Annotated in this window: 12 protein-coding genes; 7 read left to right on the top strand and 5 right to left on the bottom strand. The window is 70.1% G+C overall.

What is annotated here, in order from left to right:
• Positions 1-11 precede the first annotated feature (11 nt).
• A complete protein-coding gene (locus K8625_RS29195) occupies positions 12-590 on the top strand; it encodes an alpha/beta hydrolase (protein WP_223784539.1) in 579 nt (192 codons plus the stop codon).
• Between the two features lie 19 nt (positions 591-609).
• A complete protein-coding gene (locus tag K8625_RS29190; RefSeq protein ID WP_223784538.1) occupies positions 610-1,257 on the top strand; it encodes a hypothetical protein in 648 nt (215 codons plus the stop codon).
• Here K8625_RS29190 and K8625_RS29185 read toward each other — a convergent pair.
• Positions 1,240-2,067, bottom strand: a complete 828-nt coding sequence (locus K8625_RS29185) for a pseudouridine synthase (RefSeq protein ID WP_223784537.1) — start codon at positions 2,065-2,067, stop codon at positions 1,240-1,242. The two genes, K8625_RS29190 and K8625_RS29185, sit on opposite strands and share 18 nt — an antisense overlap.
• A gap of 137 nt (positions 2,068-2,204) precedes the next feature.
• Here K8625_RS29185 and K8625_RS29180 point away from each other — a divergent pair, with 137 nt between their 5' ends.
• Positions 2,205-3,464, top strand: a complete 1,260-nt coding sequence (locus K8625_RS29180; RefSeq protein ID WP_144426625.1) for a threonine/serine exporter ThrE family protein — start codon at positions 2,205-2,207, stop codon at positions 3,462-3,464.
• Positions 3,465-3,474: 10 nt separating this feature from the next.
• On the opposite strand, the gene K8625_RS29175 is transcribed toward K8625_RS29180, so the two are convergent.
• On the bottom strand, positions 3,475-3,891 hold the full coding sequence (locus K8625_RS29175) for a DoxX family protein (RefSeq protein ID WP_223747902.1): 417 nt from the start codon (positions 3,889-3,891) through the stop codon (positions 3,475-3,477).
• Positions 3,892-4,011: 120 nt separating this feature from the next.
• On the opposite strand from K8625_RS29175, the gene K8625_RS29170 reads away from it, so the two are divergent.
• Both K8625_RS29170 and K8625_RS29165 read left to right on the top strand, forming a co-directional pair.
• Positions 4,012-5,175: an AI-2E family transporter gene (locus tag K8625_RS29170; protein WP_223784536.1), complete on the top strand. Its 1,164-nt coding sequence runs from the start codon at positions 4,012-4,014 to the stop codon at positions 5,173-5,175.
• A gap of 106 nt (positions 5,176-5,281) precedes the next feature.
• Entirely contained in the window at positions 5,282-7,522 is a 2,241-nt protein-coding gene (locus K8625_RS29165) for a hypothetical protein (RefSeq protein ID WP_223784535.1), read from the top strand.
• Positions 7,523-7,568: 46 nt separating this feature from the next.
• Here K8625_RS29165 and K8625_RS29160 read toward each other — a convergent pair whose 3' ends face one another.
• Together K8625_RS29160 and K8625_RS29155 are read right to left on the bottom strand one after the other, a co-directional pair.
• Positions 7,569-9,230, bottom strand: a complete 1,662-nt coding sequence (locus K8625_RS29160) for a lamin tail domain-containing protein (protein ID WP_223784636.1) — start codon at positions 9,228-9,230, stop codon at positions 7,569-7,571.
• A gap of 219 nt (positions 9,231-9,449) precedes the next feature.
• The gene (locus K8625_RS29155) at positions 9,450-9,920 is read right to left on the bottom strand and encodes a YqaA family protein (RefSeq protein WP_223784534.1); all 471 of its coding nucleotides are present in this window, start codon (positions 9,918-9,920) and stop codon (positions 9,450-9,452) included.
• Positions 9,921-10,171: 251 nt separating this feature from the next.
• Between K8625_RS29155 and K8625_RS29150 the strand changes: the two genes are divergently transcribed.
• Together K8625_RS29150 and K8625_RS29145 are read left to right on the top strand one after the other, a co-directional pair.
• Positions 10,172-11,323, top strand: a complete 1,152-nt coding sequence (locus tag K8625_RS29150; RefSeq protein ID WP_223747897.1) for a hypothetical protein — start codon at positions 10,172-10,174, stop codon at positions 11,321-11,323.
• Positions 11,324-11,360: 37 nt separating this feature from the next.
• Entirely contained in the window at positions 11,361-12,443 is a 1,083-nt protein-coding gene (locus K8625_RS29145) for a serine/threonine-protein kinase (RefSeq protein ID WP_223747896.1), read from the top strand.
• A 3-nt stretch (positions 12,444-12,446) separates the two neighbouring features.
• Here K8625_RS29145 and K8625_RS29140 read toward each other — a convergent pair whose 3' ends face one another.
• A complete protein-coding gene (locus tag K8625_RS29140) occupies positions 12,447-13,811 on the bottom strand; it encodes an MFS transporter (protein WP_223747895.1) in 1,365 nt (454 codons plus the stop codon).
• Positions 13,812-13,845 lie beyond the last annotated feature (34 nt).

The following is a 13,845-nucleotide window of genomic DNA, read 5'->3' as shown; positions in this document are numbered from 1 at the left end:
ACTGCGGCCCCATGAGCCGCACCCTCGTCGTCGTGCACCGCTGGGCCGGACGTCCGAACACCGACTTCTATCCCTGGCTCGAGGAGAAGCTGCGCGAGCCACCCGCGCCCTTCGACGACATCCTCACGCTGGACATGCCCGAGCCCGCCACGCCGACCATCGACGGCTGGGTGTCCACGCTCACGCGCACGCTCGGCCCTGTGCCTCCGCCGTCCACCGTGTTCCTGGGCCACAGCGTGGGTTGTCAGACCCTCCTCCGCTACCTCGCCGCGATGCCCGAGGGACACCGCGTGGAGGGCGCCGTGTTCGTCTCCGGCTGGTTCGAGGTGGACAAGCCGTGGGACGCGCTGCGCCCCTGGCTCGACACGCCCATCGACTTCGCCCGCGTGCGCGCCGCGCTGGGCCGCGCCGTCGTCGTGCTCTCCGACAGCGACCCGTTCACCTCCGACTGGCGTCGCAATCAAGGACTCTGGGAGGAGCACCTGGGCGCCGAGGTCATCGTCGTCCCCGGGGGACGCCACTTCAACAACCCGCGCGAGCCCGCCGTGCTCGAAGCGGTGCAATCACATTTCGGCGCACGCCCTCGATAGGACATGGAAAGCTCACACCATGGGCTCTCCTCGCGCGACCTCGCCGCTCCTCCTGGCCTCCGCCCTCGTCATGCTCCTGTGCGCAGGGAGCGCGTCCGCCGAGCCACCCTCGCCCCAAGCGCAACCTCCGAAGCGACGTCCGGGCACGGCCTCCTCGCCCAGACCGAAGGCCCCCGCGCCGGAGAAGCCCCCCGCGAAGCGCACCCGGCTCACCATCCCCGCCTCGGACGTGCAGTCGTTCGGCGTGAAGACGGCCCTCGAGCTGGACGTGGTCTCCCCCTTCCAGGCGAGCTACGTCCTGGAGGACCCCGGGACTCAAGGGGTCAAGGTGAAGCTGACCCTGCCCGCCACCGCGCCGGGCCTGTCCAAGCTCGACGTGCAGCTCGCCAACGTCCGGGGACTCGGCCTCTACATCCCCCAGTTCTTCCAGAGCCTGAAGAGCATCGAGAGCGGCTACCGGCTCACCGACGCCACGGCGCGCATCGAACGCGTGGGCGAGCACTGCCTCTGGACGGAGACGCCCAAGGACACCACGCATCCCTATCAGGCGGACTGCATGTACTCCGCATCCCCCACGAGCCCCGCGTTCCTCTGCACCTTCTCGAGCCAGAACCGGAACCTCGCGCGGGCAGCGCTGGAGACCTGCCAATCACTCACCCTGCGCTGACCCGTCGGACTCCCCCTGAGCGCCGAACCCCAGCGCCTCGGAGACCTCCGCCGCACGCAGCTCCCGCCATCCCCCCTCGGGCACGTCGAGCACCACCGCGCCCACGGCCTCGCGATGGAGCGTGAGCACCGGATGCCCCACGGCCGCCAGCATCCGCTTCACCTGGTGGTGCCGTCCCTCCGTCAGCGTCAGCTCCACCACCTCCGGAGCCCGTGACTCGGCCCGGGATGGACGCGTGAGCCCGTCCTCCAGCTCCACGCCGTCCCGCAGTCGCTGGAGCGCGGACTCGACAGGCTGTCCCTCCACCCGCGCCACGTAGCGCTTGGGCAGATGGGTCTCCGGCGCCGTGCCGTGGCGCACGAAGCGCTCGTCATTGCTGAAGAGCAACAGCCCCGTGGTGTCCCGGTCCAGGCGGCCCACGGCGAGCCACTCGTAGCCCCGCAGGGACTCGGGCAGCACCGCGCGCAGGCGCTCGAACACCGTGCCCACACCCTCCGGGTCCGTGCCATGCACCACCGGCCCCGCGGGCTTGTGGAACATCAACACCCGCGTCACCGACGTCAGCGGGTGTCCCTGCCCATCGACTCGCACCGTCTGCTCCGGCCCCACCGGCGCGAAGGGCTCCGTCACCACCCGTCCGTCCACCTCCACCCGGCCCGCGCGAATCGCCGACTCCGCCTCCGCCCGAGGCATCACCCCGGCGCGCCCCAGCGCCCGCGCCAGCCAGTCCGAGCGCCCCGCCGCCACCGCCCCCACGTCCCGCTTCCGCGCCGCCTCCAGCCACCTGGGCGTCCTGCTCTTGCGCGCCATGCTCTCGTCTCCTTCCTGCACCACCCCGACATCCCTTGTCTTCTTTGGAGACCCCATCAGCCGTGCTTCCCGAGCGCGCATGGCGGACAGGCGGACGTCACCGTGCCGCCATTTGACTCCACCCGGGCGGCTCTGCCATTGCGCCGCGTGTGGCCGTCCCTCCTGAAATCGCCGCCTCGCTCCAACACCACCCGGCACCGCCAGGGCCGTCCGTCGCCTTTACCCTGAGACTGGCCGAGGCGCTGCACCGCTACGGCACTCCCTCCCACCGGCTGGAGGGGCTGATGAAGCGCGTGTCCGAGCGCCTGGGCCTGGAGGGCCGCTTCTTCTCCACCCCCACGTCCCTGTTCGCGTCCTTCGGCCCGCCCGAGGCGCTGCGCACCAGCCTCATCCGCGTGGAGCCCGGGGACATGGACCTGGAGCGCCTCACGCAGCTCGACGTCCTGGCCGACGACGTCATCCACTCGCGCCTCACGCCCGCCGAGGGCGCGCTGCGCGTGGAGGACATCCTCGCCCGCCCCCCGCGCTTCGGGCCCGTGCTCCAGATTCTCTGCTGGGCGCTCGCCGGAGGAGCGGGCGCCCGTCTGTTCGGCGGAGGACTGAAGGAGATGGCGGTGGCCACGGTGAGCAGCCTGCTCATCGGAATCCTCAGTGAGGTGACGCAGCGCCAGCCCACCACCGCCCGCGTGCTCGAGCCCGTGGGCGCCATCCTCTCCTCCGCGCTCGCCGTGCTGGCCGCGAGCGTCATCGGCCCGCTGTCCATCCAGGTCGCCACCCTGGCGGGCCTCATCGTCCTGCTGCCCGGCCTGACGCTGACGGTGGCCCTCAACGAGCTGGCCACGCGCCACCTCATCTCCGGCACCTCGCGCCTCACGGGCGCCGCGGTGGTGTTCCTCCAGCTGGGCTTCGGCGTCGCGCTGGGCAGCAAGCTGTCCGTGCTGCTGCCGCCCCCCGTCGCCCCGCCGCCGCCCTCGCTGCCCTCCTGGACCCAGGCCGTGGCGCTGCTGGTGGCGGGCGTCGCCATCGGCGTGCTGTTCCGCGCGCGGCCTCGGGACTGGGGCTGGATTGCCGCCGCGGGCACGTTCGCGTTCTTCGGGGCCCGCCTGGGCTCGGAGTTGCTCGGGCCGCAGCTGGGCGCCTTCGTGGGGGCGCTCGCGCTGGGCATCGTGGGCAACGTGCTGGCGCGGCTTCGCAACAAGCCCTCCGTCACCGTCGTCGTCCCCGGGCTGATGCTGCTGGTGCCCGGCAGCGTGGGCTTCCGCAGCCTGTCCTCGCTGCTCGAACGCGACGTGGTGGCGGGCGTCGACACCGCCTTCAACATGCTGATGGTGGCGGTGGCGCTGGTGGCCGGACTGTTGTCCGCCAACGCGCTGGTGCCCACGCGCAAGGTGATGTGACGCGGGGCCTTCAGCGCATGCGCGTGAAGTAGATGGCCGCGAGCGACAGCAGGAAGTACGGCACCAGCCCGCCCGCGCCCGCGTAGTCCTTGGCCATGCGCTGGCCGAAGAACAGGCACACCAGCGACACCGCGGACAAGAGCGCGCCGAAGAAGGCCAGCGCCGGGCTGCCCGTGGCGATGAGCGAGACCACCCCCGCGCCGCTGAGCGCGCCGGCCGCCAGCTCCAGCAGCGTGATGACGCCGAGCATCAACGGCACCATGCCCTTCAGGGGGCTCTTGGCGAAGTGCCCGGTGAGCCAGCCCAGGTTGCCCTTCCAGTCGATGACCTTGTCCAGTCCGGACTGGAGGAAGAGGATGGCGAGGAAGGCGGCGCACAGCGCCTGGAGCAGCCACGGGGTGAACTGACTCGAATCGAATGCCGGCATGGCGGGGCACTCTAGCCGCCCGGGCCCCGGGCCCAAGTCTTCTTGCTCGTGGAGCAGGCAGCCGACCTGGGGGGCCGCCTCCCCCTTCCCTCCCACGGAAGCCGCCCTAGCTTCACGGGCATGGCTTCCGAGCAGACCGCCCGGCGTGTGTTCACCGGCCTCATCCTGCTGTCGCTGTTCCTGCTGGCCCTGGTCATCAAGCCCTTCGCCAAGGGCATCTTCCTGGCGGCGGTGCTCGCGGGCGTCTTCCATGGGCTGCACGTCCGGCTGACGCGCAAGCTCAGGGGGCGCAAGAACATCTCGGCGGGCCTCATCTGCACGGCCGTCATCCTCGCGCTGCTGTTGCCCCTGGGCGGGCTCACCGCGTTCGTGGTGGCGGAGGTGTCCTCCGGCGCGCAGTTCATCACCAAGACGGTGCAGCAGGAGGGCGTGGAGGGGCTGGTGCAGAAGCTGCCGAGCCCCGTGCGCAAGGGCGCCGAGAGCCTGATGCAGCGGATGCCCCTGGAGGAGCAGGAGTTGGACCAGACCATCCAGGAGCAGGTGAGCAACCAGGGAGGGACGGCGGCGCGCGCGGTGACGGGGGCGGTGGCGGCCACGGGCTCCATCGCCTTCCAGACGGTGATGATGCTCATCGCCCTGTTCTTCTTCCTCACGGACGGGCGGGAGCTGGTGCACTGGATTGAGAGCGTGTCGCCGCTCAGGCGCGGTGAGACCTTGGAGATCATGCGCGAGTTCCGCAGCGTGTCCGGCGCGGTGCTGCTGTCGTCGGTGGTGACGGCGGGGGTGCAGGCCTTCGCGGCGCTCGTGGGGTTCCTCATCGTCCAGGTGCCCGCGCCGCTGTTCTTCGCGGGGGTGGCGTTCTTCATGGCGCTGATTCCCGCGGTGGGCGCGGCCATCGTCGTGCTGGTGGCCGCGGCGCTGATGTTTTTCAGCGGTCACCCCTGGGCGGCGCTGTTCCTGGTCATCTGGGGCACGGTGGTGGTGGGGCTGGTGGACAACATCGTCAAGCCGCTGCTCGCCAAGCGCGGCATGCACCAGCACGGCGCCATCGTCTTCTTCTCGCTGCTCGGCGGCCTGGCCGCGTTCGGCACGGTGGGCCTCTTGCTGGGCCCGCTCATCGTCGCCTTCTTCCTGGCGCTGGTGCGCATCCACGAGCGCGACTACGGCCGCAACCACCCGACGCCCGCGAGCCCGCCGACGCCCGGTCCCCAGGATGGAGGCGCGCACACCGCGCGGGCCCCGGAGCGCGAGGGAGCGCTCACGTCTCCGGGCGAGAGTCACTGAGACACGGCGCGACGACCAGATTCATCGCGTCCCTCCGTAGTCCCTTTGTCAGCCGCGCAGGGCCCTCCGAGGCCCACGCCCCCCTTTGCTGACAGAGGAAGTCCCCATGTTCCGTCGTGGCAGTCGCAGTCCCTGGATGATGTTGGCCACCATCCTGTCCGCGAGCCCGGGCCTCGCGGGTGACACCACCAACGTCATCTCCATTGACCGCTATCCGCTCCCAGCCGTTCGCGAGAGCCGCTACCGCAACCGCATCGCCACGGAGCTGAGCGGCGGCTGGCAGACCTTCGTCGGAGACCTGCACAGCCATCCGCGAGGACACTCGGACATGGGGGGCGCGAGCCTCAGCTACACGCCACAAATCCGGCGTGACGAGGTCCTGCTCTCCGCCTTCCGTCATGGCTATGACTTCTTCGGGACCAGCAACCACACCACCTCCTGGGACAACTCCTATGACGAGGACGACCCCGTCGGGCAGGTGAGCCTGGAGCAGGATGCGAACGGACAGCCCGAGATGCTGACGCTCGGGGGCATGGAGAGCCACCTGGGCTCCTCCGACCCCGAGCACCACTTCAATACCTTCAACCGCCGCATCCGGTTCAACTCGAGCAGCCTCTGGAACTGGCACCACGAGATCCTCAACCACTACTCGACCGACCCGCTCCAGAGCACCCACGTCCAGCTCAACCACCCGAACGAGGACGTCTTCTTCGCGCTGCCCACCGAGCCGGACCGCCGCCGCAACGTGCGCGACGCGGTGGAACTGGCCGAGTACAACGACCGGTACTTCGAGCTGCTGCGCCGCGGATTCCGCGTCGCGCCCGCCGCCAACACGGACTCGCACGCCGCCGCCCGGGTCCAGCTCGGTTTCGACTTCAATCTCAAGTACTCGAACGGCAACTATGTGCTGCCCTACATCGACGAGCCCGGTGTCCCGCGCGAGAAGATTCACGGCCGCGACACCGCCCAGGGCCGCACCGGCATCGTGCTGCCTCCGGGCGAGTGGTTCGACTACGGCAACTTCCTGAGGGCGCTGCGCAACCGCTGGGTGTACCGCACGGCGCTGCCGCCCGCGTCCGGCTTCTTCATGGTCAACGGGCGCACCATGGGCTCCGAGTTCTCGCTGGCTCCGGCCGAGCGGCGGCTCGACTTCACCGTCTGGGGCACGACCAAGGACGGCACCGGCGGCGGCAACAACTGGACGAGCCTCAAGGTCTGGAGCCCCTTCCAGCCCAACACGCCCATCAAGGAGATCACCTACACCGACCCGAACCTCATCGACCTGAAGCAGGTCTTCTCGCTCACCCCCTACGAGTCCATCTACGTCGTCACGCTCAACCAGCAATGGGAGAACGCCGAGGTCACCCTGGCGCCCATCTGGGTGCAGAACCCCGTCGCCAGGCCCACCATCTCCTTCGAGTCCCCGGTCAATCATCGCCAGACGGTGCCCGTGATTCTCGTCAACGGAGGAGGCGACACGGTGGTGCTCCAGCGCGCGCGCACCGGCACGGAGTTCAATGGCTGGCAGACGGTGGGGACCGTCTCCAACTTCTTCATCCCGCTGGACCCCTCCATTCTTCCGACGACGTCACAGTGGCGCGTCGTGGACCCGCATCAGCCGGAGGTCGTCTCCAACGCCATCACGCTGACGGTGAGCAATGGAATCGACGTCAAGCAGCCGAACCTGTCCACCCCGCCTCTCGACGGCGTCAACGTCCGACTCTTCTGGTCCAACCCGACGCCGCTGGCCGTGGACTACTACGCCTCGCGTGACAACGGCGCGACGTGGTCGAAGCTCGCGGAGTCCATCAGCCCCACGACGTCCACGTATTGGGACTTCTACACGGGAGGCTGGGGCGGCTCGAACGTGATTCTCAAGGTGGTGGACCGCGCCGACCCCGGCCACTTCGGCGTCACCCTGCCCTTCTTCGTCTCGCCCGAGCTCCAGCTCAAGATTCCCGCGACGTCCGGCAACGCGACCGTCAACGCCATCGCGGCGTTCACGGTGACGGATTCGGACCTCGGCTCGTGCTGGTGGACGAACGACGGCAACGAGCAGTCCGTCATCGTCAACCTGGGGCAGGAGCACCTCGTCAAGCGGATGGAGGTGCTGTTCGGTAGCGAGAACCCACCGAGCTGGTACATGGGCACCAGCCACAACGGGAGCACCTGGAGCATGCACGACAGCGGCTCGCTGTCCTACGCGCCGAACCAGACGCTCGTGAAGGACTACACGAACCGCACCGGCGGCGGCCTGACGGCGCGCTACATCCGGTTCTACGTGGCGGGCAACTTCCCCGGCCTCACGAGCGGGTCGAAGGTCTGCGACATCCGACTGTACCGCTGACCGACCCGCGCCCCCTCTTCACACCGAGGGGGCGCGGAAGGCTTCATCAGAACGCCGCGCCGCTCGCGCGCCGGCCCGGCGAGGACGTCAGGCTGGACAGGCTGGTGTGCAGCACGAAGGTGGCGGCCGAGCCCAGATCCGGGCTGCGGTTCGCGGAGACCCCGTCCGTGCCCGCCATCGCCGAGGACAGCACCGCCGTGTCCACCACGGTGCCGGACGCGTTCTTCACCGTCACGGTGTCACCGCTGTTCGACAGGCCCAGCGTCCCCGTGGACGCCCCCACCGCGTTGGGCGTGCCCGAGGGGATGCCCGCCGCGCCGCCGAACACCACGATGACGCCACCCGCCGGCACCGTCGTCCCGCTGGGGAACGTGTGCCGCACGCTCGCCGCGTCGGACACCGTCCACCCCGCGATGCTCAGCGCCGCCGTGCCCGTGTTCACCAGCTCCACGAACTCGCCATTCACATCCGAGCCCGCCTCGTTCACCAGCACCTCGTTGATGAGGAGCGTCCCCGTGCCGCCGCCACCGCCCGTAGTGATGGAGAAGGCCGCGTCGCTGGTGTCCGTGATGCTCGCGTCGGACGTGTCCGTCACCCGCACGCGCGCCGTGGTGCTCGCCGTGGTGGGCAGCGTCCAGGCGAGGCTCCCCGCCGAGGCCGACGTGCTCGACGACAGCGTGGTCCACGTGCTGCCGTTCAGCGTGTACTCCACCCGCACGCTCGACACGCCCGAGGACGTCCAGGAGATGGAGCGGGCGCTGCCCGTGGTCCAGCTCTCACCGCCGTTGGGCGACGTCACCGTCAGGCTGGAGGACACCGCGTCCCCCGGGATGAGGAAGTCCTTGATGACGCCCATGTGCTGCATGCCGGACGCGCCGCTGTCGCCCGAGAGCGCCGGGGCAATCTCGCCGATGGGCGAGTACACGCGCGTGTCCACCACCAGCCCGCTGGAGAACGTGCTGCCCCCAATGACCACCGCCGTCTGGTACGGCCGCAGGTCGCTGTCCACCAGCACATGGTCATAGGGGCTGTTGCGGCCCGCGTTGGTGTTGGTGTTGCCATTGCGGTCCGCGGGGTACGGGCTCGCGGTGTTGACCACCTGCGACAGGGTGCCGAAGCACGACTCGGAGCGGCTGCCCGTGTTCAGGTCGCCGCCAATCACCAGGTAGTCCCCCGCGGGGATGTTCGCCTGGATGCGGCTGACCAGGCTCTGCGCCTCCGTGTTGCGCGTGCTGGCGTTCGCCGTCAGCAGGTGCACGCTCACCGCCCACAGGTCCTTGGGCCCGGGGATGTCGATGCGCGCCCAGGCGAAGTCGCGGTTGCTGACCTGCGGGTCGTCCCACTCTCCCGAGGCGATGATGGGGTAGCGGCTGATGATGCCGTTGGGAATCTGCGCGCCGGACTCGCGGTAGTACGAGAAGCCCGGCCCGAAGGCGGTGTCCACGAAGCCGCGGAGGTCGGCGGCGGAGTCCGTCTTGTAGTTGAACTCCTGAATCATCACGATGTCCGCGTCCGTGCCCTGGAAGATACGGATGCCGTGGCCCGGGTCGTAGTCCTGCCCGTTGCCACTGGAGAGGTTCGCCGCCATCAGCCGCAGGCGCACGTTGGCCAGCGCGTCACCGCGCTCACCGAGCGACGTCTCCTCCGAGGGCGCGTCCGACACGGGCGCCTCGCCACCGCAGGCGGCGAGTCCCAGGAAGAACACCATGAGCCAGTGGCGCCATGACGACAGCGCGCGCGTCGAGACTGCGAGGGTGTTTCGCACGAGGTCCAGTCCTGCTCCCGCCAGTGGGAGCGGTTGAGGGTCGGCAACGAATGCTGAACGGGTGGGCCAGACAGGCTTCGCCTGGAACCACGGCCTCAACTTACCTTCCGGGACTGACGGAAATACTGGCGAAACACGATTGAAACATGACGAGACGTCGCCCTACAGGGCAGCGGCGGTGGACAGGGCGACGAACGCGTAACGCAGGCCCTTGCCCAGCGTGACGAAGACGACGAACGGCAGGGGCCTGACGCCCACCATGCCGCCGGCGATGACGAACGCGTCGCCGACGATGGGCATCCACGACATCATGAGCGCGGGCGCGCCCCAGGTGCGCAGCCGCGCCTCGACGCGCTCCATGCGCGGGCCCTCCTTCTCACGGCGGCGCGCATACCAGCGCCCCAGCGCTCCGCCTCCGCCGCGCGCCACCCACAGCCCCAACAGGTAGAGCGACACCGCGCCCAGCACGTTGCCCACCGTGGCCACGCCCGTGGCGAGCATCGGCGGAGCGCCGCCATAGATGAGCGCGGCGAGCAGCGCCTCGGAGGGCACCGGCACCACCGAGCCCGCGAGCATCGCGACGAAGAAGAGGCCTGGGAGCCCCCAGGCGGAGAGGAATGAGGCGTCTGGCATGGAGAGGTGGGTGCGAAGGACCCCGGCAGTGTGCCATGTGCACACGCAGGCTCGCAGCCTCCGCGTCCAGCCCGCCTGCCCCCACCGGGGGTGAGCCCCGGGCCCGCAGGAACTGCGTGCCTGCTCCCGGGCGCGCAGGAAATGCACGGCGCGCAGGTGGCTGGCGCCTGGGTCCCCGAGGGAGGACAGGCCTCGGCGCACGCCTTGCTACGGGGAGGGGACATCACCTCACCGTGAAGGAACCCCGTCTCATGAGCAGCAGCGACCATCCCGCATCGGGCTTGAGCAACGACCTGAGAATCGTCCCCGTGGAGATTGCTCCCGAGACGTTCTGGGTGGGCAAGCGGGAGCCGGGCAACATCTTCTACGCCAACCCCTATCTGAGACGCTTCCGTGGGACGGACGTGAAGACGCAGCGGGCCTCGGAGTTCAACCTCCTCATCGACCCGGGCTCGAGCAGCGACTTCTCCACCATCCACACCAAGGTGACGTCGCTCATCGGAGGGATGGAGCGGCTGTCGGCCGTGTTCATCAACCACCAGGACCCGGACGTGGGCTCGTCGGCGAGCATCATCTCCGCGCGCTATGCGCCTCGCGCCGGCATCCTCTGCTCGGAGGACACCTGGCGGCTCATCGTCCACCAGAACCTGCCGCGCAACCGCTTCATCGCCACCGAGAAGTTCTCGCAAGGGCTGAGCGTCCCCACCGGGCACAAGCTGCTGCCGGTGCCCTCGCCCTTCTGTCACTTCCGGGGCGCGGTGATGCTCTACGACCCGCAGACGCGCGTGCTCTTCACGGGGGATTTGTTCGGCGGGCTCACGGACGCCAACGCGAAGGGGCTGTACGCGGACGAGTCCGACTGGGCGGGCATCCGCGCGTTCCATCAAATCTACATGCCGGTGAACGCGGCGCTGGCGCGCACGGTGGCCACCATCCGCAAGCTCACGCCGGCGGTGGAGATCATCGCGCCGCAGCACGGGCGCGTCATCCGGGGGCCGCTGGTGCAGCAGTTCCTGGAGCGGATGGAGCGGCTGCAGGTGGGCCTGGACATCATGGACGAGGCCCAGGACAGGACGCACATCCAGGCCTGGAACGCGGTGGTGGACCGGGTGCTGGCGCTCGCGCGGGGCTACCTGGGCGAGTCGGTGGACGTGAAGCTGGGGGCGAGTGACGAGCTGTCGGACACGTCGACGTTCGAGGGCAACCGGCTGGTGGTGAACCGCCTGGGCAAGTGGACGGTGGAGCACGTGGTGGACGTGCTGTGCAAGGGTGAGCCGCCGGAGATCGCCGGCCCCATCATGGTGGAGGCCACCAGCGCGGCGGCGGAGTACAACCTGCCCACGCCGCACCTGGACATCGAGGGCGCGGGAGCCCCCTCGCACATCTCGCTGCTGGACCCCTGAGCCGCGGCACGGGCCAACGGACACCGAGGGAGGAGCGGTGGGCTCGACGGAAGATGACGCCGGGGGTGTGGTGTACCTCGGCGGCGTGCAGGAGACGAAGGTGACGGCGGGCACGACGCCGGCTCCCGCGCCCGAGCTGTCGTGGGGTCCCGCGCCGACAACGCCTCCGCCCCCGGTGTCCCTGGGCGAGACGCTGCGCGCTTCGACGCCCGTGTCCCCGCACGGGACGCTGCTCCAGGGAATCCCCACGCCCGCGCCGCTCCCCGCGGCGCTGGTGCGAGGGCTGATGCCGGGGCAGGTGGTGGCCCAGCGCTACCGCGTGGAGCGCTGGCTGGGCGCGGGTGGGAGCTCCACGGTGTACGAGGCGCACGACCTGCTCGAGCGGCATCGCGTGGCGCTCAAGGTGCTGGCGACGCCGCACGCGGACGCGGCGACGGTGGCGAGGTTCCGCCAGGAGGTGGAGCACGCCCGGGCGCTGGAGCACGTGAACATCCTGCGCGTCTTCGACGTGGGGATGGATGGGGAGCGGCACTTCCTCACGGTGGAGCTGTTGGACGGAATGGACTTGCGCCAGCGGATGATGGAGCGGCGCCCCACGCTCGCGGAGGCGCTGCGGTGGCTCACGCACGCGGCCGTGGCGCTGGAGCACGCGCATGGACGGGGGGTGCTGCATCGCGACGTGAAGCCGGCGAACCTGTTCATCACGCGCGGTGGGGTGTTGAAGCTGATGGACTTCGGCCTGGCGAAGAGCGCGCATGTGGCCGGGACGACGGCGCAGGGGACGGTGCTGGGGACGCCCGAGTACATGGCGCCCGAGCAGGTGATGGGCAGTCCCCCCGTGTCGTCCGCGACGGACCTGTATGCGCTGGGCATCGTGGCGTACGAGCTGCTCACGGGGCAGCTGCCGTTCCGACATTCGGACCCGGTGCCGCTGATGTTCCTGCACGTGCAGCAGGCGCCGGTGCCGCTGACGACGCTGCGGCCGAACCTGCCGGGGGCGTTCGAGCGGGTGGTGCTGAAGCTGCTGGAGAAGCGCCCCGAGGACCGCTACGCCAGCGCGACGGAGTTACGCTCGGCGCTCGCCAAGCTGTGGCCGTTCGCGCTCAAGGAGTCGCACTGAGGCTCAGGCCTCGCTCGTGGATTTGCCGGGAGCGGCCACGGCGAGCCCCAGGGCGACGACACCGGCCAGCCCGCCCGCGATGGCGAACTGCAAGGCGAAGTGGCCTCGTGCCAGAGCCAGCGCGGCCACCGTGAGCGAGCCTCCCAACAGACGCGTCGCGTAGAGGCTGCTCGTGACGATGCCCCGGTGGTGCCAGGGCGCACGCGACTGCGGGCCGATGAGCGACGTGCTCGCCGCGGGGCCCAGCCCCATGCCCAGCACCGCGAGCGAGGCGAGCGCCGCATACGTGCCCCACCCGTACGCGGCCGTCAGCGCGAGCAGCCCGGCGCCCGTCGCCGCCACGGCGAAGCCCACGCCCGCGCTGAGCCGCATACCGCCTCGCACCAGCAGCTTCACGCCGAACGTCGACCCCACGGACCATCCCAGCAACATGGGCAGCAGCGTCAGTCCGGCGACGATGGGCGTCTGTCCGCCCTGCTCCGTCATCCACAGCGGCACCCACGCGGCCATGCTGTAGAGCAGCGCGCCACCGGCGATGCCTCCCGCGACACCGCTGAGCACCGTGCGGTCCTTCACCAGCTCCATCGGCAGGAGGGGCGCGTGGGATTTGCGCTGCTGGAACACCAGCCCCGCGCCCAGCACCACCGCACCCAGGAGGCACAGCCACCTGAGCTCCGCGTGCCCGGGCTCCAGTGAGAACAGGAGCATCGCGGCGGAGGTGCCCGCGAGCACGGGCCCCCAGCGGTCCAGCTTCACGTCCGTGCGGCGCGGCGGGTCTCGGTACGAGAGATACAGGAGCAGCGCGGCGAACAGGCCCACGGGGACGTTGACCAGGAACACCCACCGCCACGACGCGTGCATCACCAGCCAGCCGCCGATGAGCGGACCCACCGCGTTGCCCGCGCCCCACGCGCCGGTGAACAGGCCCTGCACGGCGGCGCGCTCGCGCAGCGTGTAGAGGTCCGCGCTGATGGTGAGCGTGGTGGGCTGGAGCGCGCCGGCGCCGAGCCCTTGCAGCACCCGGAAGGCGATGAGCGCGTGCACGGAGTCGGCGAGCCCGCACAGCGCGGAGCCGACGAGGAACAACCCCATGCCCGCGAAGAAGACGGGCTTGCGGCCGAGCCGGTCCGCCAGCTTGCCGGAGATGAGCACGCCGACGGTGGAGGCGAAGAGGAACGCGGAGAAGACCCACGAGTAGAGGTGCTGGCCGCCCAGCTCGCGGGTGATGGTGGGCATGGCGCTGGTCACCACCGTGCCCTCGAAGGCGCTGACCACCAGGGCCAGCAGCACCGCCCCGGTGGCCGTCCGCCTCGCCACCCCGGGCCGAGCGGAGGGCACCGGCTCTACCGACACACCGCTTCCATCCATTCCGAACGTGTAACCGGGGGCTGCCCATGCGGAA

It is taken from the genome of Myxococcus sp. AS-1-15 (assembly GCF_020037055.1).
GTDB classification, from domain to species: Bacteria; Myxococcota; Myxococcia; order Myxococcales; family Myxococcaceae; genus Myxococcus; species Myxococcus fulvus.
This window is presented reverse-complemented; position numbering and strand designations above follow the sequence as displayed.

Bases quoted from the DNA above. Each gene is read 5' to 3' on its own strand.
- K8625_RS29195 (WP_223784539.1), top strand. From the start codon at position 12: ATGAGCCGCACCCTCGTCGTCGTGCACCGCTGGGCCGGACGTCCGAAC.
- K8625_RS29190 (WP_223784538.1), top strand. From the start codon at position 610: ATGGGCTCTCCTCGCGCGACCTCGCCGCTCCTCCTGGCCTCCGCCCTC.
- K8625_RS29185 (WP_223784537.1), bottom strand. From the start codon at position 2,067: ATGGCGCGCAAGAGCAGGACGCCCAGGTGGCTGGAGGCGGCGCGGAAG.
- K8625_RS29175 (WP_223747902.1), bottom strand. From the start codon at position 3,891: ATGCCGGCATTCGATTCGAGTCAGTTCACCCCGTGGCTGCTCCAGGCG.
- K8625_RS29170 (WP_223784536.1), top strand. From the start codon at position 4,012: ATGGCTTCCGAGCAGACCGCCCGGCGTGTGTTCACCGGCCTCATCCTG.
- K8625_RS29165 (WP_223784535.1), top strand. From the start codon at position 5,282: ATGTTCCGTCGTGGCAGTCGCAGTCCCTGGATGATGTTGGCCACCATC.
- K8625_RS29160 (WP_223784636.1), bottom strand. From the start codon at position 9,230: ATGGTGTTCTTCCTGGGACTCGCCGCCTGCGGTGGCGAGGCGCCCGTG.
- K8625_RS29155 (WP_223784534.1), bottom strand. From the start codon at position 9,920: ATGCCAGACGCCTCATTCCTCTCCGCCTGGGGGCTCCCAGGCCTCTTC.
- K8625_RS29150 (WP_223747897.1), top strand. From the start codon at position 10,172: ATGAGCAGCAGCGACCATCCCGCATCGGGCTTGAGCAACGACCTGAGA.
- K8625_RS29140 (WP_223747895.1), bottom strand. From the start codon at position 13,811: ATGGATGGAAGCGGTGTGTCGGTAGAGCCGGTGCCCTCCGCTCGGCCC.